Genomic DNA, 24,278 nt, shown 5'->3' on the forward strand with positions numbered 1-24,278 from the left:
GGCGTGGCGGAAGACATGGGGTGTGTCGCCCGGCGGGCGCGGGAGTCGCTGGCCGCCGGCGACGCCCTGCCCGCGGGCGCCGTCCGGGCGCTCGGGCGCTCGGTCCGGCGTGCCGTCGTCGACTCGTGGCGCCGGTCGTGCTCGTTCGGCGTCGACCCGGAGCGCAACATCCCACCCATCCGGCTCGCCGGCGACGAGCTGGCCGCCGCGCGTGCCGCGCACCCGCTCGCCGGTGTGCTGCCGCTGATCCGCGGCCTGCTCGGTGATGAGGCCGGCGCCGAGGAGCTGATCGTCGCCGTCAGCGACGCCCAGGGCACCCTGCTGTGGGTCGAGGGTGACCACGCGGTGCGCGGGCGTGCCGAGGACATGGGGTTCACGGCCGGTGCGGGCTGGGACGAGGCGCATGCCGGCACGAACGCGCCGGGGCTCGCGCTCGCGATCGACGGACGTGCCCAGGTGGCGGCGGCCGAGCACTGGGTGAGCACGGTGCGGTCGTGGAGCTGCTCGGCCAGTCCGGTCCACGACCCGGTCGACGGGCGGCTGATCGGCGCCGTCGACGTCACCGGCGACAGCCGCGCGGCCGAGCCGGCCGTGCTCGCGCTGATCTCCGCGACGGTCGCCGCCGCCGAGCGCGAGCTGCTCATCCAGCGCCTGAGGCACCCGAACCGCGGGGCCGCGGATGCCGAGCCCAGGTACGGCGACCCTCGGGGCACGGGCGGCCCGGCCGGCCGGGCCCCTGCCGGTCGGACGAGGCTCGAGGTGGTCTGCCCGGACGCGCCCGCGCTCGTCGTCGCGGGGCGTCGGATGGCGGTGACACCGCGGCACGCGGAGCTGCTCCTCCTGCTCGCCGAACATCCGGACGGGCTGAGGGCCGACGAGCTGGCCGCGGCGGTCGACGAGCGCGTGCTCGACCCGGTGACCGTGCGCGCCGAGATGTCCCGGCTGCGCCGCGTCATCGGGCCGGGCCTGGTCGACTCCAGGCCCTACCGCCTCGCCGGCCCGCTGGAGACCGACGTCGCCGACCTGCGCCGTCTCCTGGCGGCCGGGGACCACGCCGGCGTGCTCGACCGCTGGCGGGGCCAACTGCTGCCTCGTTCGACGTCGCCCGGCGTCGCCGTGCTGCGCGACCGGCTGCGCGCCGAGGTCCGCGCCGGGCTGCTGCGCCGCCGCGACCCGGCTCTGCTGCTGCGGTGGGCCGAGGGCCCGGCCGGCGAGGACGACGTCGGCCTGTGGGCGGCCTGCTGGCACCTCCTCCCGCCCGGCCCCGACCGCGACCGCGCCGTCGCCCGCCTGACCATCCTCGACCGCGACCTCGCCGCCCGCTGACACGCGCGGACGACGCCTCGTGAGCTCCGGCCCGGCCCGCCGGATCTCGCGCCTCAGCCGTGGGCTGGGCGGTCGTGGGTCGGATCACATCGCCGGTCGGCCTCTCGGGCGCGGTTGCGCGCCTGGCGCCGTCGGTGCCGTGGTACCTGTAGGCGTATGGGGATCATCTCGCCCGGCTTCCAGGGCCGGCGTCGTTCCAGTCCGACGCTGCCCCCCGGCCAGTACCTCGAAGAGGACTTCCCGGTCCTGTCGGCCGGGCCGACGCCGCGCGTCCCGCTGGACCGGTGGCGGTTCACCATCACGACCGAGACCGGTGAGGAGTACGCGTGGACCTGGGACGAGCTCCAGGCCCTGCCTCAGGAGACGCCGACGGTCGACATCCACTGCGTCACCCGCTGGTCGAAGCTGGGTACCGAATGGAAGGGCGTCTCGCTCGACGTCCTGTTCGCCGACGTCGAGACGGCCGCCGACTACACGATGATCCACTCCTACGGCGGTTACACCACGAACCTGCCGCTGGAGGACCTGCTCGACGGCCAGGCGTGGATCGTCCACACGTTCGATGGCGAGGACCTGGACCCGGAACACGGCGGCCCGGCCCGGCTCCTCGTCCCGCACCTGTACTTCTGGAAGTCGGCGAAGTGGGTTCGCGGCATCCAGCTCCTGGTCGAGGACTCGCCGGGCTTCTGGGAGGCCGCGGGCTACCACGACCGCGGCGATCCGTGGCTCGAGCAGCGCTACCAGGGCGACTGAGGGGAAGGCCCTGTGACTGTCGGCCCGACCCGGGTCGCGACCCGGATGGCCTGGCGGGTTGGTCGGCTCGCCGAGGTCGTCGACGAGACGCCGACCGCCCGCACGCTCGTCCTAGACGTGCCCGGCTGGCCGGGGCACCTCGCCGGCCAGCGGGTCGACATCCGGCTGACCTCCGAGGACGGCTACCGCGCCTCGCGCGCCTACTCGCTCGCCGCCCCGGCCGACGGCGACCGGGTGGAGGTCACCGTCCAGCGGGTGCCGGACGGTGAGGTGTCGCCCTACCTGACCGAGGTCCTCGCGGTGGGGGACCCGGTCGAGCTGCGCGGCCCGGTCGGTGGCTGGTTCGTCTGGGACCCGGCCAGCCCGCCCGACCCGGTCCTGCTCGTCGCCGGCGGCTCAGGGATCGTCCCGCTGATGGCGATGATCCGTGCTCGCCGCGCGGCGCGTAGCCGGGTCCCGTTCCGGCTGGTCTACTCGCTGCGCGGCCCCGGCGAGACGTACTACGCGGCCGAGCTGCGCGGCCGCGGCCCCGAGGACGGCGGCCTCGACGTCGCCTATGTCTACAGCCGGTCCGTCCCGGAAGGCTGGCGGACGCCACCCCACCGGATCACCGACGCGGACCTGGCCTCCGCCGGCTGGCCCGCCGAGTTCGCCCCCACCTGTTACGTCTGCGGCCCCACCGGCTTCGTCGAGACCGTGGCCGACCTCCTCGTCGCCCAGGGACACGACCCCGCCCGCGTCCGCACGGAACGCTTTGGCCCTACCGGCCGCTGACGTCGCCCGGGGCGCCGGCCGGCGGGGCTGGCGAGAGGGCCTGCCGTCGGATTTCTTACCTGGAAGGTTCTTTACCGGTCCTTTCTCGATCGCCCGGCCCGGCCGTGCCTACGCTCCAGCCACCTTGCCGCGAACGGGACTGTGCACGCCCCCGGCAGTCAACTGGGAGGACGGGCGGCCACATGGCAAAGACCGGACGATCCGAGATTTGGCGCGCCGAGACGGCGTGCTTTCTCGTCGTCTTTATCGGGTTGCAGACGATCGCGATCCTGTTCGTCGAGGACAGCGAAAGCCTCTGGCAGGACGTCGTGGCCGCCGCTGTCGTCGCGGTGATCGCGCGCGGCGTGACATGGCTGGCCTTCGGCCGTCGCCGGGCACGCCCCTGAGCGATGCATCCAGCGGCTCGTCGGGCCACGCGGTGGACGGCGGCGGTAATCACGCTGGAGATGTCCGAGGCGCCGGGGGAGAGTGGGACGCGAGGGCCGTGACGGGGACCGGCGAGGCGACTCGGGAAGGCAGGGCCGGATGACGCAGGAGCTGTGGAACGCCGTCGACGACTACTTCGAGGGGCTGTTGGTGCCGGCGGACCCGGTGCTGGCGGAGGCGCTGCGGGCGAGCGACGCCGCCGGGCTCCCGGCGATCCAGGTGTCGGCGAGCCAGGGCAAGCTGCTGCAGCTGCTGGCGCGGACCGTCGGGGCACGCTCGATCCTCGAGGTCGGCACGCTGGGCGGCTACAGCACGATCTGGCTGGCGCGGGCGCTGCTGGCCGGCGGCCGGCTCGTCACGCTCGAGGTGGACCCGGCACACGCGGCCGTCGCCCGCGCCAACGCCGAGCGCGCGGGCCTCTCGGACGTGGTCGACGTGCGGGTCGGGGCGGCGCTGGAGACCCTGCCGAAGCTCGCCGCCGAGGGTGGTGACCCGTTCGACCTGGTCTTCATCGACGCGGACAAGCCGAACAATCCTGGCTATTTCGAGTGGGCGCTGAAGCTCGCCAGGCCCGGAAGCCTGATCATCATCGACAACGTCGTCCGCGGCGGCGCCGTCGCGGATCCCGACAACACCTCGGCCTCGGTCGTGGGGACGCGCCGCGTCCACGACCTGATCGCCGCCGAGCCGCGCGTCAGCGCTACCGCCGTCCAGACCGTGGGCACCAAGGGCTACGACGGCTTCACCCTGGCCTTCGTCACGGGCGAGTAGCCCGCCCGTCGGGCCGGCGGCCGCGGCGTCCCCATCCCCGCACGGTCAGCCGGCGTGGACGGGCGCCGCGGCCGGCTGGCCGCACCAGATCACCTCGCCCTCCCTGCCGAGGCTCACCGCCGGGCCGTCGCCGCAGTTGGAGCCGTCGGCGGCGAGCCTGGCCGCGAGCGCGTCGAGGTCGGCGTCGGTCCGGCCGGGGGAGTGGTGGATCAGGACCAGCGACCGTACCCGGCAGTCCCGCGCGAAGCGGATCGCGTCATCGATCGTCGAGTGGCCGTAGGCGTCTGCCGCGGCCCGGTCCCCGAAGCCGTTCGAGGCGTCGTGCAGCAGCAGGTCCACGCCCGCCGCCAGCGCCAGCGCCGCCGCCGTGGGCCGGCCCGCCAGCGCGTGGTCGGGCAGGTAGGCAAGGCTTGCCCCGTCCGCGCTGACCCGGTACCCGAAAGTGCGGCCGCCCTTGTGCGGGACCTCGGCCGCCGTGACCGCGAACCGCGGCGGCACGGTGAGCCGGCCCGGGCGCACGAGCCGGGCGTGCCACTGCCCGCGCAGGCCGGAGATCCCGATCGGGAAGCTCGGCGGCGACATCGACCGGGCGAGCAGGCTGGCCGCGCCGCGGCCCCGCTGGGCCGGCACCCGCAGGTCGACCCGCGCGTCCGGCCGGTCGAGGCACCGGGTGAACGGCAGTCCCTGCGTGTGGTCCCAGTGCAGGTGGGTCAGCAGGACCGTGCCCCGGAACGGCGCCGGCCCGAGCAGCGCGTCGAGGTTGCGGGCCCCTGTGCCCGCGTCGAGTAGCAGCGTCGGCCCCGGTTCGCCCGCCGCGGTGACCGCCACGCAGGAGGTGTGGCCGCCGTAGCGGGCGAAGGACTCGCCGGGTGCCGGCGTCGACCCGCGGACCCCGAGCAGGTGCACGTTCACGCGGTCACCGATTCGCGGCGCGCCGCCGGGGTCGCCGCCGAGACCGCCCCCCGTGGACCGGTCTCGCCCGGCGCGCCGTCCCCCTCCTCGCGGCGGTGCCCGCGGGCCAGCTGCGCGAGGGCCGCGAGGTCGACGGCGTCCCTGCCGGCCCTGGCGACGCGCACCGCGGTCAGCGCGGTCAGCGTGGCGGTCCGCAGGCCGCCCTCCAGCAGCGAGCGCTCGCCGACGATCGCGCCGGGGCCGACCTCGGCGATCCGCGTGCCGTCGACGTCGACACCGAGCACCCCGTCGAGGAGCAGGAACAGCGCGTCGCCCGGCGTGCCCTGCCGGACCAGCTCGGTGCCGGCCGCCAGGTTGTCGACCTGGGGCCGCCTGCCGGCCCGCATGATGTGGTGGGACAGCTCCCGTTCGAGGGCCGTCTCGGCGGCGACCACCAGCGCCGGCGAGTCCTCGTCGCCCCACGGCGTGTGCCGCCACGAGGGCTGCGAGGTCCAGCTCGACCAGTCGGTGATCCCCGACTTGAGCACCAGGTGGCCGGCGGCGTCGTAGACCCAGTGCCGGGGGAAGGTGCTCGCGCCGACCAGGTCGTACTCGGCCCGCCCGTCGGCGAACAGCGTCAGCGACAACGTCGACCAGGTGACCGGGCTCTGCAGCCGGAAGTAGGGCGGCCGCGCGGTCTGGCGCGGCAGCGGGAGCGCCGTGCGGCCGCCGCCCGTCTGGGTGAACCGCACCCAGCCGTCGCCCACGACGGGCTCGGCCTGGATGTCCGGCATGGCCACACCGGCGAACGTCGCGCCGAGCCCGCCGAGGCGGACCGTCGTCGATCCGGTCACCGCGCCGCCCGTGTAACGGAATGCCAGCAACTCGCCGTCGTCCCCGAACGTCGCGGCCGCCGAGAGGCGGTTGGCGAACCGGAACCGGTCCGCGCCGCGCAGCGCCTCGAAGTCGTCGATCTGGGCCGGCAGCGGCTCGTCATAGTGGCTGACCCCCAGCGAGAAGGGGACCTTCCCGAATCCCCGGATAGCCTCCGACGGAATCCAGGACAACGACATCACGCTCGACTCGACCACCCGTGTTCCCATCATGCCCTCCGAATGAAAATGTGTGGCAGGCCTTTTCTGAAATCCCGCCGTCCCGTTGATGCGGTCAGACGTTACGGACGGGTCCATGCGTCGCCGAGGGCGTCAGCCGCTTGTTCCGCGCGTGGCAGCACCCCGCGGGCCGGGTGCTGCCGGCGCGGGCCGACCACGCGCGACGCTCTGACCAGGGCGAACTGGGCGGGACGTGGGCGGATTCGCGGCGGCTGGCGGCCGGCCGCCGGCTTTCTGTGTGGCCGGCACCCGGGCCGCCGGGTGCTAGCACGCCAGAAATGCCGTGCTGATCTCCTTGGCGTGCCGGGCCGGATAAGGCTGAATGGTCGCCATGGAACCGATCACGGTACTGCTCGCCGATGACAACCTCATCGCGCGGGAAGGTATTCGTGCGCTGCTCGGCACCGACCCGGCCGTGCGCGTCGTGGCGGTCGCGGCCGATGGCGACGAGCTGGTCCGGGCGGCGTTCGAACTGCGCCCGCAGGTCGTCGTGACCGACATCCGGATGCCGCCCACCTTCCAGGACGAGGGGATCGCCGGCGCCAAGGAGGTCCGCCGCCGGCACCCGGGCACCGGGGTGGTGGTGCTGTCGCAGTTCGACGACCCCGAGTACGCGATCGCCCTGCTGGCCGACGGTGCCGCCGGGTTCGCGTACCTGCTCAAGGACCAGGTGGGCGACTCGGACCGGCTGTCGAGGGCCATCCGGGAGGTCGCGACCGGGGGCTCGATGCTCGACCCGCAGATCGTCGCCGCGATGCTCTCGCCGGTGGCCCGGCGCGGGGAGCTGACGGCCGAGCAGGAGAACCTGCTCGCCGACATGGCCGCCGGCCGGCCGGTGAAGGCGATCGCGGCGGCGCGCCGGCGCACCCCGGAGGCGGTGAACGGCGAGATCGAGGAGATCTTCCTGCGGCTGGCCGAGGGCGCGAGCGCCGGGCGGCGCGGCGCGCTGCGCCGGCTGCGGCTGCTGCACACCGCGCTGCTGCGCCGCGAGGAGCAGGGGGAGACGCTGTCGCGGCTGCTCCCGTCGGGGCTCGCCGAGAAGCTGCGCACCGACGCGGGCGCCGCCACCGGGCGCACCGAGCGGCTCGAGGTCACGGTGCTCATGTCGGACGTCCGCGGCTATTCGACCATCGCGGAGTACACCGACCCGGCGGTGCTGGCCGGCCAGCTCAACGCCCACCGCCGCGAGATGAACGCGGCGATCCTCGGCCACGGCGGGACGGTGATGCAGTACGTCGGCGACGCGGTGATGGCCGTGTTCGGCGCCCCGTTCGCCCGTCCCGACCACGCACTGGCGGCCTGCCGCGCGGCAGGCGCGATGCACACCCGGCAGGCCGGCCTCGACCAGGCCTGGGCCGGGGACGGCCTCGAACCGTTCGGGCTCGGCATCGGCGTGTGCAGCGGCCCGGTGGCCGCGGCGCTGCTCGGCAGCGAGGAACGGCTGGAGTACACCCTGGTCGGCGACACCGTGAACCTCGCCCAGCGGTTGGAAGACCTCGCCCGGCCCGCCGGGACGACGGTGATCAGCGACGCGACCGCCGCCGCGCTGCGGGGCCACGCGGAGTTCGACGTCTGGGAGATGCCGGCGCGCACGGTCAAAGGCCGCACCACCCCGGTACGCCCATTCCAGCTGCACCCGCCTCGCCCTAGAACGAGTTCTCCAGGCCCCGACGTGGCCGATTTCCCGCGCTTGGTGGAATGCACCACGCCGGTTGGCGCTCCCATGGCAGATTCCCTGCCAGTGGGGGCAGCCAGTGCACCGGGCGGGCTCGCCGCCAGGCCGGCCGCCGGGGGGAGAGCGAGCGTTTCCGGCCGCGGCCGCCGGTGGTGGCCCGGCCGTGGCCGGGGTGATTTCCCGGTGCGCGACGCGTAACCGGCGCGGCCGTTTCCCGTACCGCGGGGGCGGGCCGGGCTCGTCGGAAACCGCCGGCGCGTCGTCGGCGGGCAGAGAAACGGCCGCGCATGCCGGCCAGGGAGAGAAACGCCGGCGCGTGCCGGCTGGGGGGAAGGAACTGACGTGACGACCACAGACCTGCTCGGCGGCGGCGGGCCGGAGCCCGCCGCGGGCACCGCCACGGATCCCGCGGCGGTTACGGCCGGCGGCACGGACGCGGCGCCGGTCGTGCGGCTGCGAGGCGTCCGGCGCACCTTCGACGCGGATCTCGCGCCGGTGCGGGCGCTGCGCGGCGTCGACCTGGACGTCGCGGCCGGCGACTTCGTCGCCGTCACCGGCCCGTCCGGATGCGGCAAGTCGACCCTGCTGAACGTGATCGCGGGCCTGGAGACCGTCGACGACGGCACGGTCGACGTCGCCGGCGACCGGATCAGCGAACGCGACGCCGACTGGCTCGCCCGGTTCCGGCGCCACCACGTCGGCATCGTCTTCCAGTTCTTCAACCTCATCGACGGCGTGTCCGCGCTGCAGAACATCGTCCTGCCGGCGTCGATCGGCGGGATGCGCCGGCGCGCCGCCGAGTCCAGGGCCCGGGACCTGCTTGACCTGCTCGGCCTCGCCGACCGGGCCGACCAACTGCCGTCCACGCTGTCCGGTGGCCAGCGCCAGCGGCTCGCGATCGCGCGGGCGCTCGTCAACTCCCCGACGCTGCTGCTGGCGGACGAGCCGACCGGCGCGCTCGACAGCGAGGGCGGGCTGGAGATCCTCGAACTGTTCCGCCGGCTGCACGCCGACGGCCAGACGATCATCGTGATCACCCACTCCGCCGACGTCGCGGCCGGCGCGCGGCGGGTTGTGCCGATGCGCGACGGCCGGATCGCGGGGTAGGGCCGCCATGACCACGACACCGCGGCCCGGTATCGCGGCCGCTACCACGCGCCGGCCGCCGAGGCCGGGGCCACAGGGGGGCTCCGGCCCGGCGGCCGGCGCGTGGCAGCCGGTTGGAGCGTGGCTGCGGCTGGACCTGCGGCGCCGCTGGCTGTCGCTGGTCATCCTGGCGCTGCTGGTCGCGCTCGCCGCGGGCACGGTCATGGCCGCGGCGGCGGGCGCCCGCCGCGGCGGCTCGGCCCTCGACCGGCTGCTGGCCGTCACCCTGCCCAGCGACCTGCTGCCGACGACCAACTTCCCGGGCTTCCCTTGGGAGGCGGCGCGGCGCCTGCCCGACGTGGCGGCGATGGGCGCGTTCCGGCTGTATGACGGCCCTGCTGTCATTATTGAAGGTCACCCTGAGGTCGATCTCACCCTGCCCGCGGACCGTGAGTACTTCCAGACGGTCGAACGCCCGGTGGCCCTGCACGGCCGGCTCGCGAACCCGGACCGGGTGGACGAGGCCGTCGTCGACGAACGTTTCGTCGCGGCGACCGGGCTGACGGTGGGGGACTCGGTGACCGTGCGGTTCGCGACCCGCGCCTCGTTCGAGGTCTATGCCGGCTCCCGGGACCCGGCCGCGCTGTCGTACTCAGACCTGCGCCCGAAGCTCACGATCGTCGGCGTCGGGAAGTGCTTCTGCTACGGCACGCCGGATGACCCGGGCGGCATCGTGTCGACCTACGCGTTCACGCGGGCTCACTGGGACGACGTCCCCGACCCGAGCCCCGAGCCCATGGTGGCCGCCATGGTCCGGCTGCGCGACGGCGCCGCCGGGGTGCCGGCCTTCCAGACCGAGATCAACAAGTTGGCGGGCCAACCGGTCGACGCCTTCGACGCCGGCAAGCTCACCGCGGACTACCGCGCCACCACCTCGTTCGAGGCGCTCGCGCTGGCGGCGTTCGCCCTGGCGGCGTTCCTGGCGGCCGCGGTGCTGGTCGGGCAGGCGGTGGTGCGGTTCGTGATCGGCGCGGCGGCGGATCTTGATGTGATGCGCGTGCTCGGCCTGACGACGCGGCAGGCGACCATGGCCGCGGCCGCCGGGCCGGTGCTGGCCACCGTCGCGGGCGTGCTGGCCGGGGCTGGCGGGGCGGCGGCGGTCTCGCCGCTGTTCCCGATCGGCGCCGCGGCCTGGGTCGAGCCAGCGCCGGGCTTCCACCTTGACCTCGTCGTGATCGGCGCGGTGGCCGGGGTGACGGTACTGCTGGCCACGGTGGTGGCGACGACGACGGCGTTCACCGCGCTGGTGAGCGGCACCCGCGCGGCGCGGCCGCGCCGGTCCGCCGCCGCGCGACTGGCCTACCGTCTCGGCCTTCCGGTCCCGGCGGTGGTGGGCACGCGGTTCGCGCTCGAGCCGGGACGGGCGGGCGCGGCGGTGCGCCCGGCGCTGGTCGGCGCGGTCGCCGGTGTGCTCGGGGTGCTGGGCTCGCTGACCTTCCAGGCCGGGGTCGCCGACGCGGCGGCCAACCCCGCGCGGTTCGGCCAGACCTTCGAACTCGTCGCGTGGACAGGGGACCAGAGCGTGGATTACGTGCAGGGCGCCGACTACGCCGAGTTCGTGCGCACCATGACCAGCGATCCCGACGTGGTGGCGGTCAACAACAGCCTGGTCGGCGTGGCGCAGGCGGCGGGGCGGTCGGTGACGCTGTACAGCCTCGACCCCCTCGGCGACCGCCCGCTGTCGATCCCGCCGCTGTCCGGCCACCTGCCGACCACGGCGGGCGAGATCGTGCTGGCGCCGGGAGCGGCCCAGCGGGCCGGCGTCTCGGTGGGTGACGTCGTCACCGTCGCCGGGCGTGACCCTGCGGCCGGCACGCCGATGCGGGTGACCGGTCTGGCGTTCGTCCCCCAGGACTCGCACACCGACTACGACCAGGGCGGCTGGGTGACCGCGGCCGGTTACCACACGCTGTTCGAGAAGGACTTCAAGTACCACGAGCTGCACCTCGAGACGCGGCCAGGCCGCGCGGCCGCCGTGCGTGACCGGCTCAACGCGGCGATCGGCGCTTCCGACGCCGTCCAGCTGATGTCCGACGCGGCGCCGATCAAGGCGCAGGCCCGGTTCCGGGGCATCGCCGACCTGCCGCGTTTCCTGGGGGTCTTCCTGGGCCTGCTCGCCGTGGGCGCGGTCGGCCACGCGCTGTTCGTCGGGGTACGGCGGCGCCGGCATGAGGTCGCGGTACTACGGGCCCTGGGCACGACCCGGTGGCAGGCGCGGGCGATCGTGCTGACCCAGGCCGCCGTCATCGTGGTCGTCGGCCTGGTCGTCGGCCTGCCGGTCGGCGTGCTGCTCGGCCGCGCGCTGTGGCGGGCGGTCGCGACGAGCACGCCGCTGATCTACGCGCCGCCGGTCGCGGTGTTGCCGCTCGCACTCGTCGTCCCGGCCGTGATCGTCACCGCGGGCGCCCTGGCCTCTGTCCCTGCCCGGCGCGCGGCCCGCCTGCGCGTGCCGGACGTCCTGCGAGCCGAGTGAGCGACCGTGACAAGTACAACCTCGCAGACGGCCCTGGACCGACCTATCCGGGCTGGCGGTGGCACGGCGCGCGTCTGGCGGCCGGTCTGGGCGTGGCTGCGGCTCGACCTGCGGCGCCGCTGGCTGTCGCTGCTCACGCTCGCACTGCTGGTCACGCTGGCCACCGGCGTCGTGATGACCGCCACGGCGGGTGCCCGCCGCGGCGCCTCGGCCCTCGACCGGATCCTCGCCGTCACATCGCCGGCCACGGTGGCCGCGGCGCCGAACGAGCCCCGCTTCAACTGGGACGCGGTGCGGCGCCTGCCCGGCGTGGAGGCGCTGGGCACGTTCCTGCTCACCGGCAACTTCGCCATCGAGGGCCACCCGGAGGTGGAGGTCTCGTCCCCCGCCATGGACGACGAGGGCATGCGTACGGTCGAGCGCCCCGCGGTGCTGGCCGGCCGGCTTCCCGACCCGGCTCGGGTGGATGAGGCGGTCGTCAGCCCACACTTCGTCGAGACGACAGGGCTGTCGGTCGGGGACACGGTGACGGCGCTCCTGCCGACGCCAGCAGAGACCGACGCAGCGGCGCTGAACGAGGAGCCGATCTCCTACTCGGGCCCGCGCCAGCGGCTCACGATCGTCGGTGTCGTCCGGTCCGGCTGGTGGCTCCGGGAACCCCAGGACAGTCCTGGCGGCATCGCGGCCACCTTCGCGTTCACCGAGGCGTACCGGGAGAACCTGGTCGGCGCCACCGGCGACGCGGCCATCGTGAACGCCATGGTCCGGCTGCGCGACGGCGCCGCCGGGATACCGGCGTTCCAGCAGGCGCTCGACCGGGTGGCGCGCCACCCCGTCGAAACCCTCAACGTCGTCGCGGACGAGCGCAGCTACCGCGAGACCACGACGTTCGAAGCCGTCGGTCTGGCCGCCTTCGCGCTGGCGGCCTACCTCGCCGCATTGGTCCTGGTCGGGCAGGCCGTGATCCGGTTCGTGATAGGCGCGACCGCCGACCTCGACGTGCTGCGCACGCTCGGCCTGAGCACTCGGCAGGCCACCGTCGCGGCCGCCGCGGGGCCGGTCCTGGCCTCGGCCGCCGGGGTCCTCGCCGGGGCCGGCGCGGCGGTCGCCGCCTCGCCGCTGTTCCCAATCGGGTCCGCGGCGCTGGTCGAGCCCGATCCGGGCGTCCACACCGATCTCCTGGTGATCGTCGCCGTCGCTGGGGTGACGCTGCTGCTGGTGGCGGTGGCGGCAACCACGACGGCGTTCGCCGCGTCCGTGCGCGGCGTCCGGCCGGCCCGGCCGCGCGGGTCCGCGGTCGCGCGCCTGGCCTACCGACTCGGCCTCCCGGTCCCGGTGCAGACGGGCGTGCGTTTCGCGCTCGAAACGGGAAGAGCCGGCGCCGCCGTGCGGCCGGCGCTGGTCGGCGCGGTCGTCGGCGTCCTCGGCGTGCTGGGCTCGCTGACCTTCCAGGCCGGCGTCGCCGACGCGGTGGCCAACCCCGCCCGGTTCGGGCAGGTCTTCGCGGTCGGGAGCTACGTGGGCTTCGGCGGTCACGACGTCGCGCCGGCCGACGACCTCCTGCGCGCCGCGGCCGCCGACCCCGACGTGCTCGCGGTCAACGACACCCGGGTCGACGTCGCGACCGTCGAGCGCCGGCCGGTGACGTTGTTCAGCCTCGACCCCGTGGCCGGGCACCCGCCGTCGATTCAGGTGCTGTCGGGCCGACTGCCGGCCACGCCGGGCGAGATCGTCCTGGCGCCCGGCGTCGCCAGCCGTACCGGCGTCTCGGTGGGCGACGTCCTCACCGTCGCCGGGCGTGACCCGGCAGCGGGCACGCCGATGCGGCTGACCGGGCTGGCCTTCGCTCCCCAGGACCCGCACACCACCTACGACGAGGGCGGCTGGGTGAGCGCGGGCGGCTACCGTGCGCTGTTCACGGACCGTCTTTTCAAGTTCCACGAGATCCGGGTCGAAGTGCGGGCGGGCGCCAGCGCCTCCGCCGTGCGCGACCGGCTCAACGCGGCCGTCGGCGCCGATGACGCCTTCATCCTCCTGCTCGACGACATCCCGGTCGACGAGCAGCAGCGATTCCGCGGCATCGCGGTCCTGCCCCGGCTCCTGGGGGCCTTCCTGGGGGTGCTCGCGGTCGGTGCGGTCGGTCATGCCCTGTTCGTCGGGGTGCGCCGCCGCCGGCACGAGGTCGCGGTACTGCGTGCGCTGGGGACCACCCGCTGGCAGGCGCGGGCGATCGTGCTCACCCAGGCCGCGGTCATCGCGGGCGTCGGCCTGGCGGCCGGCGTGCCGGTCGGCGTCGTGCTCGGTCGTGCCCTGTGGCGGGCGGTCGCGATGAGTACCCCGCTGATCTACGCCCCGCCGGTCGCGGCGCTAGCGCTGGCGCTCGTCGGGCCGGCCGTGGCCGTGGCGGCGGGCCTGCTGTCTACCGTCCCGGCCCGGCGCGCGGCCCGTCTGCGCGTACCGGACGTCCTCCGAGCGGAGTGAGCTACCCATGATGAGGCCCGCCCTCGACGACTCCGCGGACCACGGCGGCGCCGCCGGGCCCGACGGTGCCACCCGGCGCGACCTGGCGCCCGGCCACGGCTACGGCCACGGCGAGGCGTCGGGCGCCGGCCGCCCAGCGGCACCGCGGGCCGCGGGCGGCGAGGGCGCCGACACCACGGCGGTGGTCGCGCGGTTGCCCAGGCGGGCGCCCGCCTGGCTGCCCCTCGTCGTAGTCCTGGGAGCGTTTGCGGTCGCGGCGGTCGGCCCTGGCCTGGTCCGCGGCGCGGGAGCCACGCCCAGCGCCGGTGGCCAGCCGCTCGACGGGGCAGTGTGGGTGGTCGGCCTTGTCTCCATCGCCAGCTGGGCAGTGCCCGCCGTCGCCGCGCGGTCCGTCCCGCCCGGCTGGTCGCCCCGGCTCGTCTGGGTCGCCGCCGCCGTGGCGGTCGTCGAGGCGGGGGCGCTGCTGGAGCCGCGGCTCGCGGCCGCCGCCGTCGTCGCCTGGGCGCTCGCCCTGGTGGTCCCGCCCGTCGGCCCGCCCTGGGGCGTCGGCCGGCTGGCGTTCGCCGGACTGCTGTGCGCCGGGGCCGCGGCGACCGCCGTCGCCGCCGCGCCCGGCTCGGGGGCGTACGGCCCGGCGCTGGCGGGCCTGGCCGCACTTTGCGCCCTGTATGTGGCGGCCTGCCACCTGGTGCTGATCAGCGTTGCGGGCGCTCCAGGCGGCGTGCCCGGCGGGGGGGCGGGTGACCGGACCAGGTGGGCGCTGCTGTGGACGGGTGCGGGCGCCGTCCTCGCCGTCGCGGGCTCGGTGGTCGTCGGCGCGGGCAGTCTGTTGCTCCACATTCCGGACGACCCCGCGCCGTGGGCGCTCGCCGCCTGGGTGCCGGTGCCGCTCGCCATGGCCGCCGGCACCCATCCCCGGCTGGCGCGGTTCGGCCCGCGCGCCTTCGTCGAGGGCGTCACCGTCGCCGGGCTCGCCGTCTTCGTGGCGACGGTCTACCTGGGCGCCGTGCTTGGCCTGGGCAGGCGGCCCGGCGAGGGTGAGCGGGAGGTCCTCACCCTCTCGGTGCTGGCGGCGGTCGTGTGCGCGGCCTCGGCGCTGCCGGTCCGGTACTGGCTCGCCGGCCTCGCGGACCGGGCGGTGCGCGGCGCCGAGGTGCCGCCAGACAGGCTGCTCGCCACCTTCGGCACCCGGATGACCAGAGCCGTGCCGATGGACGAGCTGTTCCTCCAGCTCACCGAGCTGCTGCGCGCGACGCTCGGGCCGGCGGGCGCCGAGATCTGGACGGGCGGCGAGGGGACGCTCGCCCGGATGGTCAGCCTGCCCGAGCGGCCGGCGGCCCGGCTGACGCTCGGCGCGCGCGAGCGGACCGTGGTCAGCCGGGCCAGGACCGGCGGGAACGCCTGGATCGGGATGTGGCTGCCCGGGCTGCTCGACGGCGGCCAGGTCCGGGTGGCGCCGGTCACCCACCTGGGCGAGCTGCTCGGGCTGCTGGTGGTGCGCCGGCCGGCCAGGGCGGCGCCGTTCACCCCAGCCGAGGACCGGGTGCTCGTGGAGCTCGCCCGGCAGGTGGGCCTCGCGCTGCACAACCTGTCGCTGGACAGCGCCCTGCAGGCGTCGCTGGAGCAGCTGCGGGAGCGCAACGCCGAGCTGGTCGCCTCCCGGGCGCGCATCGTGGCGGCCGCCGACGCCGCCCGCCGCCGCCTGGAGCGTGACCTACACGACGGCGCGCAGCAGCACCTCGTCGGGCTGTCGGTCAAGGTCGGCCTCGCGGCGCAGCTCGTCGAATCCAACCCGGCGGCCCTCGGCCAGCTGCTGACCGGCCTGCACGCCGACGTCCGGTCCGCGGCGGCGGCGCTGCGGGAGCTGGCGCACGGGATCTACCCGCCGCTGCTGCGCGACCACGGCCTCGCCCCGGCGCTGCGCGCGGCGGCGGGCCGGGGCGCGGTGGACTGCTTCGTCGAGGCGGACGCCGGCCGTTACCCGCCCGACCTGGAGGCCGCGGTCTACTTCTGCTGCCTCGAGGCGCTGCAGAACGCGGGCAAGTACGCCGGCGCCGACGCGGAGGTGACGATCACGGTGACCGCCGGGGACGGCGCGCTCCGGTTCGAGGTCGCCGACGACGGCGCCGGCTTCGACCCGGCCGCGACCGCCGGCCACGGGTTCGAGAACATGCGCGACCGGGTGGGCGCCTTCGGCGGGACCGTCGAGGTCGAGTCTTCGCCCGGCGGGGGCACCCGCGTGCGCGGCAGCCTGCCGCTGCCGGCCGGTGGCCGCTAGCGGCCCGCGCATCAGCGGCCCGCGACGGCGCCGCTCAGCGCGGCCGGGGTCAGGTCGTCCTTGCGCACGTAGCCGACAGCGCCGCACGTGGCGGCACCGGGCGGGAGGTCCTCGGCACCGTAGGACGACATCAGCAGCACGACGGCCGACGGGTCGCCGGCGACGATCCTGCGGGTCGCCTCGACCCCGTCGATGCCGGGGAGGTGCACATCCATCAGCACGAGGGCCGGGCGGAGTCGCCCGGCGAGCTCGACGCCCTCCTCGCCGGAGGCCGCCTCAGCGACCACGGACCAGCCGGGCAGGGCCTCGACCAGGAAGCGAGCCACATCGCGGAACAGCGCCTGATCGTCGACGACGAGCACCCCGAAGAGGGGGTTGGCGGCGCTGGCGCCGGCGCTGGCCGCCGGGGCGAGGTCGGCGTCGGATGTCCACATACGACCATCGTCCGCGCCGCTCTGACCAGGGACAAGGAAGCCAGCCGCTGGCCAGGGCGGGTGCCAGCACCCCCTGGTGCGGGATCCGGTGCGGGATCCGGCGCGGGATTTCTAGTGCGCGGCCTGCCCGTTCGGGCCGCGCTGCTCGGCCAGATAGATCAGTACCGCCTTGACCCGGCGGTTCGTGTCCGGTTCCGCGGCGAGGCCCAGCTTGGCGAACAGGGTGTTGATGTGCTTCTCGACCGCGCGCTCGCTGAGGTACAGCGCCGCCCCGGCGGCGGCGTTGCTCTTGCCCTGCGCGATCTGCGCGAGCACGGTGCGCTCCCGGTCGGTGAGCATCGCCAGCGGCGAGGCCCTGGGCGCGGTCCTGGCGGCCACCAGCGCCTCCACGACCACGGGGTCCACCACCGAGCTCCCGATCGCGACGGCGTGCACCGCGCCGGCCAGCTGCTTCGGATCCCCGACCGCGTCCTTCACCAGGTACGCCCGTCCGCCGCTGCCGTGCTCGAGGAGTTTCAGGGCGTACTCGGGGTCGGCGTACTGGGACAGCACGACGACGCCGACCCCTGGATTGCTGGCCCGCAGCTGCGCGGCGGCGCGGATCCCCTCGTCGGTGCTCGTCGGCGGCATCCGCACGTCGGTCACCACCACGTCCGGCTCCAGCTCCGCCACCGCGGTCAGCAGGGAGTCCAGGTCCGCGCAGGTTCCGACGACCTCGAGACCGGGCTGGCTGTCCAGCATGCCGCGCACACCCTCGCGCACGATCAGGGAGTCGTCGGCCAGCACGATGCGCAGGGACACACCAGCAGACTACCGAAAGACGATCACGCTCCGGCCGCGCTGTCCGCTCGGTGACGCGGCCGGCCTCGGGGCGGGGCGGGGCGGGGGCGACCTGGTCGGGTTTCCCGCGGGCCGTCCTCACCGGGCATCGGGAGGGAAGCGGGCCGAAGCGTGGGAGAGTGTGCCGCGGGAGCGGGGGAGGTGACGGGTGTGGTGGCCCAGAGTGGCGGAACACGGGCGCAGGCCCGGCCGGACGGCTTCGACGCCGTCGTGGTCGGTTCCGGGCCCAACGGACTGGCGGGCGCGGTCACCCTCGCCGAGGCCGGATGGCGGGTGCTCGTCCTGGAGGCCGCCGGGCAGCCGGGTGGTGGGCTGCGCACCGAGGAGCTCACCCTTCCCGGCTTCCGCCACGACGTCTGCGCCACGGTCCTGGCGCTGGCGGCGGTGTCCCCGGCGCTGCGTGCTTACGGCGCGGACGCGCCGGGCCCGGGGGCGGACGCGCCGCCGGTTCGGTGGGCGCACCCGCCGGTGCCGCTCGCTCACCCGCTCGACGGCGGGGCGGCCGCGCTGCTGCGGCGCGACGTCGCCGCGACGGCCACCACGCTGGCCGCCGCGCTGGGGGGGACCGGCGGGGGAAAGGCCACCGACCCGGCCGGGTGGCGCAGGCTCGTCGGGCCGCTGGTCGCGGCCGGGCCGCGGCTGACCGACGGGGTGCTGTCACTGCTGGACCTGCCACCGGCGGCGCCGGTCGCGCTGGCCCGGTTCGGGGCGGTCGGAGTGTGGCCGGCGACCGCGCTCGCCCGGGCCGCGCTGCGCGGCGACGCGGCGCGCGCGCTGCTCGGCGGGCTGGCGGCGCACTCGATGCTCGACCTGGGCCAGCCGATGACCGCCGCCTACGGCCTGCTGCTGGCGGTGAGCGCCCACCAGGTCGGCTGGCCGGTCGCCGTCGGCGGCTCCCAGTCGCTCGCCGACGCGCTCGTCGCCCGGCTGCGGGCGCTGGGTGGCGAGCTCGTCACGGGACAGCCGGTGACGAGCCTGCGCGCGCTGCCGCCGGCGCGGGCGGTCCTGCTCGACCTGACCCCCCGGCAGGTGCTGCGGATCGCGGGCGACGAGCTGCCCGCGCGCTACCGGGCCGCGCTGGCGCGGTACCGGTACGGCCCCGGCGTCTTCAAGGTCGACTGGGCGCTCGACGGGCCGGTGCCGTGGCGGGACAGGGACCTTGCAGGCGCCGGGACGGTGCACCTGGGCGGCACGCTCGCCGAGGTCGCCGCCGCCGAGCGCGCCGTCGCCCGCGGCCGGCACCCGGAGCGCCCGTTCGTCCTGTTCGTCCAGGCCACGGTCGCCGACCCGACCCGGGCGCCGGCAGGCAGGCACACCGGCTGGGCGTACTGCCACGTCCCGCTCGGCTCGACCGTCGACATGACCGCCGCGATCGAGGCCCAGGTCGAGCGCTTCGCCCCGGGCTTCCGCGATCGGATTCTTGCCCGGCACGTCATGGGCCCCGCGGCGCTGGAGGCGCACAACGCCAACGAGATCGGCGGCGACATCGGCGGCGGCACCGCCGACCTGCGCCAGCTGTTCGCTCGCCCCGTCCTGTCCCGCCACCCCTGGGCCACCCCGCTGCCGGGCGTCTACCTCTGTTCCGCGTCCACCCCGCCCGGCGCCGGCACCCACGGCATGTCCGGCTACCACGCCGCCCGCCTCGCCCTGCGCCGCGCCGCGGCCCGGTCCTGACTCGGGAGAAGCGGTCCTGATCCGGGAGAAGCGGCCCTGGCCCCGGAGAAAATGGGGTGCGGGCGGCCGGGGCCGCTGGCAGGCTTCCCGGCATGGTCGAATCGCCCGATGGATGGGATCCCGCCGAGTACGGGGACCGGGTCGCGGACGTCTACGACGACTGGTACGACAGCATGGAGCCGGCGATGCCCGCGGCTGTCGGGATGCTCGCCGAGCTGGCCGGGGACGGCCCGGCGCTGGAGCTGGGCATCGGCACAGGACGTGCGGCCCTTCCGCTGGCCGCCGCCGGAGTGAAGGTGGCCGGCATCGACGCGTCCGAGCGGATGGTGGCCCGCCTGTGGTCGAAACCGGGCGGCGCGGACATCCCGGTCACGATCGGCGACTTCGGCGACGCCGCGGTCCTGGCGGAGGCCGCCGTTCCCTTCGGCGGTTTCCGGGTCATTTACGTCGTCTTCAACACGTTCTTCGCGCTGCCCTCGCAGGCGGAGCAGGTCAGGTGCTTCGCCGCGGTCGCCGGCGCCCTCGCGCCCGGCGGCGCCTTCGTCATCCGCGCCTTCGTCCCCGACCAGGGTCTCTACACGAACGGCTCGCGGTTCAACGTCGAGGCGATCGTTGGTGACGAGTCCAAACTGGTCGCCGCCGTGCACGACCGCAACTCCCAGACGGTCCGTGGCAACCACATCGTCATCAGCCGGCGGGGTGTCGAGACGTACCCGGTCAACCTCCGCTATGCGTGGCCCGCCGAGCTCGACCTGATGGCCGCCCTGGCGGGACTGACCCTCACGTCCCGCCACGCCGACTGGTCCGCGGCCCCCTTCACCAACGCCAGCACCGCCCACGTCTCGGTCTGGCACAAGCCGGCCTGACGCCGCGGCGCTGATCGGGGAAGGTCGTTTCTCGCAAGCGGGTGTGACTGAGAGTACATTCCAGGCTCCCTGGGGCGAGGGACTCTACGATCCGGTCATGAGCGTTCCCACGGCCGAGTTGGAGCTCGCCGCGCTGTTCCCGGAAGCGTCGCGAGAAGCCTGGCAGAAGCTGGTGCTCGCGGTTCTGCGCAAGTCGGGAATAGCCGGTGAGCAGGCCGTCCCGGCCGACGCGGAGTCGCTGCTCGCGACCGCCACCTACGACGGTTTCGCGATCAAGCCGCTTTATACAGCGGGTGACGGCGCGCCCGTCGATGTCGGCGTGCCCGGCCTCGCTCCGTTCGTCCGCGGGCGACGCGCCGAGGGCGCGGTCGAGGGCTGGGACGTGCGTGCCGCGCACACCCACCCGGACGCGAAGACGACCGCGGAGGCCGTGCTCGCCGACCTGGAGGGCGGTGTCACGTCGCTGTGGCTGCGGCTCGCACCGGCCGGTGGCATCGCCGTCGAGGCCCTGCCGGACGTGCTGCGCGACGTCTACCTCGACCTCGCGCCGGTCGTGCTCGACACCGGCGGCGACGCAGTGACGACGACCGCCGCGGCCGACGTGCTGCTCGCGCTCGCGGCTGCCCGTGGGGTCGCGCCGTCGGTGCTGGCGGGGACTCTCGGCGCCGACCCGCTCGGCTACGCGGCCCGCACCGGCCTCGCCGGCGAGGCGGTGACAGCCCACCTGGACGAGGCGTCGCGGCTCGCCGAGCGGGTCGCCGCGAGCTATCCGGGGATCCGGACGTTCGTCGTCGACGCGACGCCGTACCACGACGCGGGCGGCAGTGACGCGCAGGAGCTCGGCGCGTCGCTGGCCACCGGGGTTGCCTACCTGCGGGCTCTCACTGGCCCGCACTTGGCCACTAGCGGCGCAGCGGCCGGCTTCGACGTCGCCGGCGCGCTCGGCCAGCTGGAGTTCCGCTATGCCGCGACCGCGGGCCAGTTCTCGACGATCGCGAAGCTGCGCGCGGCCCGGCTGCTGTGGGCCCGCGTCGCCGAGGTCTGCGGCGCCGCCGAGGCCGACCGGGGGCAGCGCCAGCACGCCGTCACGTCGTCGGCGATGATGAGCCGGCGCGACCCGTACGTGAACCTGCTGCGCACGACGATCGCCGCGTTCGCCGCCGGCGTCGGCGGCGCCGACGCGATCACCGTGCTGCCGTTCGACGGGCGCCTGGGCCTCCCGGACGACATGTCCCGCCGGCTGGCCCGCAACATCCAGGTGCTGCTGCAGGAGGAGTCGAGCCTGACCCGGGTGATCGACCCGGCGGGCGGTTCCTGGTACGTCGAGACGCTGACGGCCGAGCTCGCCGAGGCGGCCTGGGCGTTCTTCACCGAGATCGAGCGGGCCGGCGGGATGGCGGCGGCGCTCGCCGTCGGCCTCGTCGGCGAGCGGATCGACGCCACCTGGGCGCGCCGCCGGGAGGACCTCGCGCTGCGCCGCGCGCCGCTGACGGGCGTCAGCGAGTTCCCGAACGTCGCCGAGACGTTGCCGGCGCGCGCCCCGGCACCGGTGCGGACGCTGACCGGCGGGCTGCCGGTCCGGCACTACGATGAGGACTACGAGGACCTGCGCGCCCGCGCGGACGCCGAGCTGGCGGCGAGCGGTGCCCGGCCGGTGGCGTTCCTCGCCACGATCGGGTCGCTCGCGGCCTTCACCCCGCGCGCGACGTTCGCCGCGAACCTGTTCCAGGCCGGCGGGTTCGACACCCCGAACGCGGGCCCCGGCGACGACCCGGTGGCGATCGCCGCGGCGTTCACCGCGTCCGGCGCGAAGATCGCCTGCCTGTGCGCGTCGGACAAGGTGTACGCGGCCAGCGCCGCGCCCGTCGCCGCCGCGCTCAAGGCCGCGGGCGCCACCCACATCTGGCTCGCAGGCAAGGCGGGGGAGCGGGCAGCGTCGGATGAGGCGGCCGGGATCGGCGGCTACGTCTTCACCGGCTGCGACGCGGTCGACGTCCTGCGCTCCGCTCTAGCGAAGGCCGAGGTCGCCTGATGAACAGCAAGGACCTGATTCCCGACTTCGCCGGCGTCGAGCTCGGCCTCGCCGCCGCGTCGGCGGCGTCGGCGGCTGGTCCGGACAGCGCCGCTCTCGCGCATCAGGAAGGCCAGTGGCGCGCCGCCGTCGAGGCGGCGACCGGCAAGAACATCGACGCGCTGGCCTGGGACACCCCGGAGGGCATCGAGGTCAAGCCGCTCTACACCGCCGCTGACACGGCGGGTCTCGACTTCCTCGACACCTACCCGGGGATCGCGCCGTTCCTGCGCGGGCCGTACGCGCCGATGTACGTCACCCAGCCGTGGACGATCCGCCAGTACGCCGGCTTCTCGACGGCCGCCGATTCGAACGCCTTCTACCGCCGCAACCTGGCCGCGGGCCAGAAGGGCCTCTCGGTCGCCTTCGACCTGCCGACCCACCGGGGCTACGACTCCGACCACCCGCGGGTGACCGGCGACGTCGGCATGGCGGGCGTGGCGATCGACTCGATCTACGACATGCGCCAGCTGTTCGACGGCATCCCGCTGGACAAGATGAGCGTGTCGATGACGATGAACGGCGCCGTGCTGCCGATCCTGTCGCTCTACATCGTCGCGGCCGAGGAGCAGGGTGTCGCCCCGGAGCAGCTGGCCGGGACCATCCAGAACGACATCCTCAAGGAGTTCATGGTCCGCAACACCTACATCTACCCGCCGAAGCCGTCGATGCAGATCATCTCGGACATCTTTGCGTACTCCTCGCAGAAGATGCCGAAGTTCAACTCGATCTCCATCTCGGGTTACCACATGCAGGAGGCGGGCGCTAGCGCGGACCTGGAGCTCGCCTACACGCTCGCCGACGGCGTCGAGTACATCCGCGCGGGCCTTGCCGCGGGCCTCGACATCGACGCGTTCGCGCCGCGGCTGTCATTCTTCTGGGCGATCGGCATGAACTTCTTCATGGAGGTCGCCAAGATGCGGGCCGCGCGGCTGATCTGGGCGCGGCTGGTGAAGGAGTTCGGCCCGAAGAGCACCAAGTCGCTGTCGCTGCGGACGCACTCGCAGACCTCCGGCTGGTCGCTGACCGCCCAGGACGTCTTCAACAACGTCGCCCGCACCTGCATCGAGGCGATGGCCGCCACCCAGGGCCACACCCAGTCGCTGCACACCAACGCCCTCGACGAGGCGCTGGCGCTGCCGACCGACTTCTCCGCCCGGATCGCCCGCAACACCCAGCTGTTCCTGCAGCAGGAGTCCGGCACCACCCAGGTCATCGACCCCTGGGGCGGGAGCTACTACGTCGAGCGGCTCACCTACGACCTCGCCCGCAAGGCCTGGGGCCACATCACCGAGGTCGAGGAGCGCGGCGGCATGGCGGCGGCGATCGACGCCGGCATCCCGAAGCTGCGGATCGAGGAGGTCGCGGCTCGCACCCAGGCCCGCATCGACTCCGGCCGCCAGCCGCTCGTCGGCGTCAACAAGTACCGCCTCACCGGCGGGGAGGACATCGAGGTCCTCAAGGTCGACAACTCGGCGGTGCGCACCGAGCAGCTCGCCAAGCTGCGCCAGCTGCGGGCAGACCGCGACCCGCACGCCGTCGAGGCCGCCCTCGCCGCCCTCACCCGCGCCGCCGAGGAGGCCCAGGCGGGCACCCGGGCCGTGGGCCTCGACGGCAACCTGCTCAAGCTCGGCGTCGACGCCGCCCGCGCGAAGGCGACCGTCGGGGAGATCTCCGACGCGTTGGAGAAGGTCTACGGGCGGCACGCCGCGCAGATCCGTACGATTTCCGGCGTGTACCGCGACGAGGCCGGGCCTTCGCCCGAGATCAGCCGGGCGCGCGCGCTGGCCACCGCGTTCGAGCAGGCCGAGGGCCGCCGCCCCCGCATCCTGATCGCCAAGATGGGCCAGGACGGCCACGACCGCGGCCAGAAGGTCGTCGCCTCCGGCTACGCCGACCTCGGCTTCGACGTGGACGTGGGCCCGCTGTTCCAGACGCCGGCCGAGGTCGCCCGCCAGGCCGTCGAGGCGGACGTGCAGATCGTCGGCGTGTCGTCGCTGGCCGCCGGCCACCTGACGCTGGCGCCGGAGCTGCGCGCGGAGCTGGCCAAGCTCGACCGGGCCGACATCCTGGTGACCTTCGGCGGCGTCATCCCGCCGCAGGACTACGACGCGCTGCGCGCCGCCGGCGCCGCGGCGATCTTCCCACCGGGCACGAGCGTCGCCGAGTCCGCCGTCGAGGTCCTCGGCATCCTCGCCGCCCAGCTCGGCCACGACCTCGGCGCCCCCAACGACGGCACCGACGGCGCCGAGCCCACCGCCGGCGCGGCCTGACGCGGTGACGGAGG

General features: G+C 75.0%; 18 protein-coding genes. 14 read left to right on the forward strand and 4 right to left on the reverse strand.

The genetic code is table 11. The annotated features are described in order from the left end of the window. Positions 1 to 15 precede the first annotated feature (15 nt). From QOZ89_RS01210 to QOZ89_RS01230, 5 genes are all read left to right on the forward strand, one after another. On the forward strand, positions 16 to 1,326 hold the full coding sequence (locus tag QOZ89_RS01210; protein WP_312622719.1) for a sigma-54-dependent transcriptional regulator family protein: 1,311 nt from the start codon (positions 16 to 18) through the stop codon (positions 1,324 to 1,326). A gap of 156 nt (positions 1,327 to 1,482) precedes the next feature. Then, positions 1,483 to 2,079: a sulfite oxidase-like oxidoreductase gene (locus tag QOZ89_RS01215; protein ID WP_071052287.1), complete on the forward strand. Its 597-nt coding sequence runs from the start codon at positions 1,483 to 1,485 to the stop codon at positions 2,077 to 2,079. 12 nt (positions 2,080 to 2,091) lie between these two features. Then, positions 2,092 to 2,853, forward strand: a complete 762-nt coding sequence (locus QOZ89_RS01220) for a ferredoxin reductase (RefSeq protein ID WP_491677189.1) — start codon at positions 2,092 to 2,094, stop codon at positions 2,851 to 2,853. 182 nt (positions 2,854 to 3,035) lie between these two features. Then, complete coding sequence (locus QOZ89_RS01225; RefSeq protein WP_312622720.1) at positions 3,036 to 3,239, forward strand: hypothetical protein; 204 nt, start codon at positions 3,036 to 3,038, stop codon at positions 3,237 to 3,239. Positions 3,240 to 3,378: 139 nt separating this feature from the next. Further along, entirely contained in the window at positions 3,379 to 4,050 is a 672-nt protein-coding gene (locus QOZ89_RS01230; protein WP_312622721.1) for an O-methyltransferase, read from the forward strand. A gap of 45 nt (positions 4,051 to 4,095) precedes the next feature. On the opposite strand, the gene QOZ89_RS01235 is transcribed toward QOZ89_RS01230, so the two are convergent. Both QOZ89_RS01235 and QOZ89_RS01240 read right to left on the reverse strand, forming a co-directional pair. Next, positions 4,096 to 4,962, reverse strand: coding sequence for an MBL fold metallo-hydrolase (locus QOZ89_RS01235; RefSeq protein ID WP_312622722.1), 867 nt, complete (start codon positions 4,960 to 4,962; stop codon positions 4,096 to 4,098). Further along, the gene (locus QOZ89_RS01240) at positions 4,959 to 6,047 is read right to left on the reverse strand and encodes a cyclic nucleotide-binding domain-containing protein (RefSeq protein ID WP_071052291.1); all 1,089 of its coding nucleotides are present in this window, start codon (positions 6,045 to 6,047) and stop codon (positions 4,959 to 4,961) included. The genes QOZ89_RS01235 and QOZ89_RS01240 overlap by 4 nt, the downstream gene beginning before the upstream one ends. A 337-nt stretch (positions 6,048 to 6,384) precedes the next feature. On the opposite strand from QOZ89_RS01240, the gene QOZ89_RS01245 reads away from it, so the two are divergent. The 5 genes from QOZ89_RS01245 (at position 6,385) to QOZ89_RS01265 (ending at position 16,106) form a co-directional block, all read left to right on the forward strand. Next, positions 6,385 to 7,926: an adenylate/guanylate cyclase domain-containing protein gene (locus tag QOZ89_RS01245; RefSeq protein WP_241842179.1), complete on the forward strand. Its 1,542-nt coding sequence runs from the start codon at positions 6,385 to 6,387 to the stop codon at positions 7,924 to 7,926. Between the two features lie 144 nt (positions 7,927 to 8,070). After that, positions 8,071 to 8,835, forward strand: coding sequence for an ABC transporter ATP-binding protein (locus QOZ89_RS01250; RefSeq protein WP_083419565.1), 765 nt, complete (start codon positions 8,071 to 8,073; stop codon positions 8,833 to 8,835). Between the two features lie 7 nt (positions 8,836 to 8,842). After that, positions 8,843 to 11,347 carry an ABC transporter permease gene (locus QOZ89_RS01255; RefSeq protein WP_312622723.1) on the forward strand — a complete coding sequence of 835 codons (2,505 nt, stop codon included), beginning with the start codon at positions 8,843 to 8,845 and terminating at the stop codon, positions 11,345 to 11,347. 6 nt (positions 11,348 to 11,353) lie between these two features. Continuing rightward, a complete protein-coding gene (locus QOZ89_RS01260) occupies positions 11,354 to 13,828 on the forward strand; it encodes an ABC transporter permease (RefSeq protein WP_312622724.1) in 2,475 nt (824 codons plus the stop codon). A 7-nt stretch (positions 13,829 to 13,835) separates the two neighbouring features. Continuing rightward, positions 13,836 to 16,106 carry a sensor histidine kinase gene (locus QOZ89_RS01265; RefSeq protein ID WP_071052295.1) on the forward strand — a complete coding sequence of 757 codons (2,271 nt, stop codon included), beginning with the start codon at positions 13,836 to 13,838 and terminating at the stop codon, positions 16,104 to 16,106. An 11-nt stretch (positions 16,107 to 16,117) separates the two neighbouring features. On the opposite strand, the gene QOZ89_RS01270 is transcribed toward QOZ89_RS01265, so the two are convergent. Further along, a complete protein-coding gene (locus tag QOZ89_RS01270) occupies positions 16,118 to 16,540 on the reverse strand; it encodes a response regulator (protein ID WP_071052296.1) in 423 nt (140 codons plus the stop codon). Between the two features lie 111 nt (positions 16,541 to 16,651). Beyond that, entirely contained in the window at positions 16,652 to 17,341 is a 690-nt protein-coding gene (locus QOZ89_RS01275; RefSeq protein ID WP_071052297.1) for a response regulator transcription factor, read from the reverse strand. A 189-nt stretch (positions 17,342 to 17,530) separates the two neighbouring features. On the opposite strand from QOZ89_RS01275, the gene QOZ89_RS01280 reads away from it, so the two are divergent. From QOZ89_RS01280 to scpA, 4 genes are all read left to right on the forward strand, one after another. Then, positions 17,531 to 19,054, forward strand: coding sequence for a phytoene desaturase family protein (locus tag QOZ89_RS01280; protein WP_312622726.1), 1,524 nt, complete (start codon positions 17,531 to 17,533; stop codon positions 19,052 to 19,054). 92 nt (positions 19,055 to 19,146) lie between these two features. Next, the gene (locus QOZ89_RS01285; RefSeq protein WP_071052308.1) at positions 19,147 to 19,920 is read left to right on the forward strand and encodes a class I SAM-dependent DNA methyltransferase; all 774 of its coding nucleotides are present in this window, start codon (positions 19,147 to 19,149) and stop codon (positions 19,918 to 19,920) included. A gap of 97 nt (positions 19,921 to 20,017) precedes the next feature. Beyond that, positions 20,018 to 21,952 carry a methylmalonyl-CoA mutase subunit beta gene (locus QOZ89_RS01290; protein ID WP_071052298.1) on the forward strand — a complete coding sequence of 645 codons (1,935 nt, stop codon included), beginning with the start codon at positions 20,018 to 20,020 and terminating at the stop codon, positions 21,950 to 21,952. Continuing rightward, positions 21,952 to 24,264 (forward strand): methylmalonyl-CoA mutase, encoded by a 2,313-nt coding sequence (scpA, locus tag QOZ89_RS01295; RefSeq protein ID WP_071052299.1) that lies wholly within the window; start codon positions 21,952 to 21,954, stop codon positions 24,262 to 24,264. Before QOZ89_RS01290 ends, scpA begins: the two co-directional genes overlap by 1 nt. The last annotated feature ends 14 nt before the right edge of the window (positions 24,265 to 24,278 follow it).

It is taken from the genome of Pseudofrankia coriaricola (assembly GCF_032027725.1).
Taxonomy (GTDB): Bacteria; Actinomycetota; Actinomycetes; order Frankiales; family Frankiaceae; genus Pseudofrankia.

Coding starts and splice junctions, on each gene's coding strand:
- QOZ89_RS01255 (WP_312622723.1), top strand. CDS start 8,843: ATGACCACGACACCGCGGCCCGGTATCGCGGCCGCTACCACGCGCCGG.
- QOZ89_RS01225 (WP_312622720.1), top strand. CDS start 3,036: ATGGCAAAGACCGGACGATCCGAGATTTGGCGCGCCGAGACGGCGTGC.
- QOZ89_RS01290 (WP_071052298.1), top strand. CDS start 20,018: ATGAGCGTTCCCACGGCCGAGTTGGAGCTCGCCGCGCTGTTCCCGGAA.
- QOZ89_RS01270 (WP_071052296.1), bottom strand. CDS start 16,540: ATGTGGACATCCGACGCCGACCTCGCCCCGGCGGCCAGCGCCGGCGCC.
- QOZ89_RS01215 (WP_071052287.1), top strand. CDS start 1,483: ATGGGGATCATCTCGCCCGGCTTCCAGGGCCGGCGTCGTTCCAGTCCG.
- QOZ89_RS01240 (WP_071052291.1), bottom strand. CDS start 6,047: ATGATGGGAACACGGGTGGTCGAGTCGAGCGTGATGTCGTTGTCCTGG.
- QOZ89_RS01210 (WP_312622719.1), top strand. CDS start 16: ATGGGGTGTGTCGCCCGGCGGGCGCGGGAGTCGCTGGCCGCCGGCGAC.
- QOZ89_RS01285 (WP_071052308.1), top strand. CDS start 19,147: ATGGTCGAATCGCCCGATGGATGGGATCCCGCCGAGTACGGGGACCGG.
- scpA (WP_071052299.1), top strand. CDS start 21,952: ATGAACAGCAAGGACCTGATTCCCGACTTCGCCGGCGTCGAGCTCGGC.
- QOZ89_RS01245 (WP_241842179.1), top strand. CDS start 6,385: ATGGAACCGATCACGGTACTGCTCGCCGATGACAACCTCATCGCGCGG.
- QOZ89_RS01230 (WP_312622721.1), top strand. CDS start 3,379: ATGACGCAGGAGCTGTGGAACGCCGTCGACGACTACTTCGAGGGGCTG.
- QOZ89_RS01265 (WP_071052295.1), top strand. CDS start 13,836: ATGATGAGGCCCGCCCTCGACGACTCCGCGGACCACGGCGGCGCCGCC.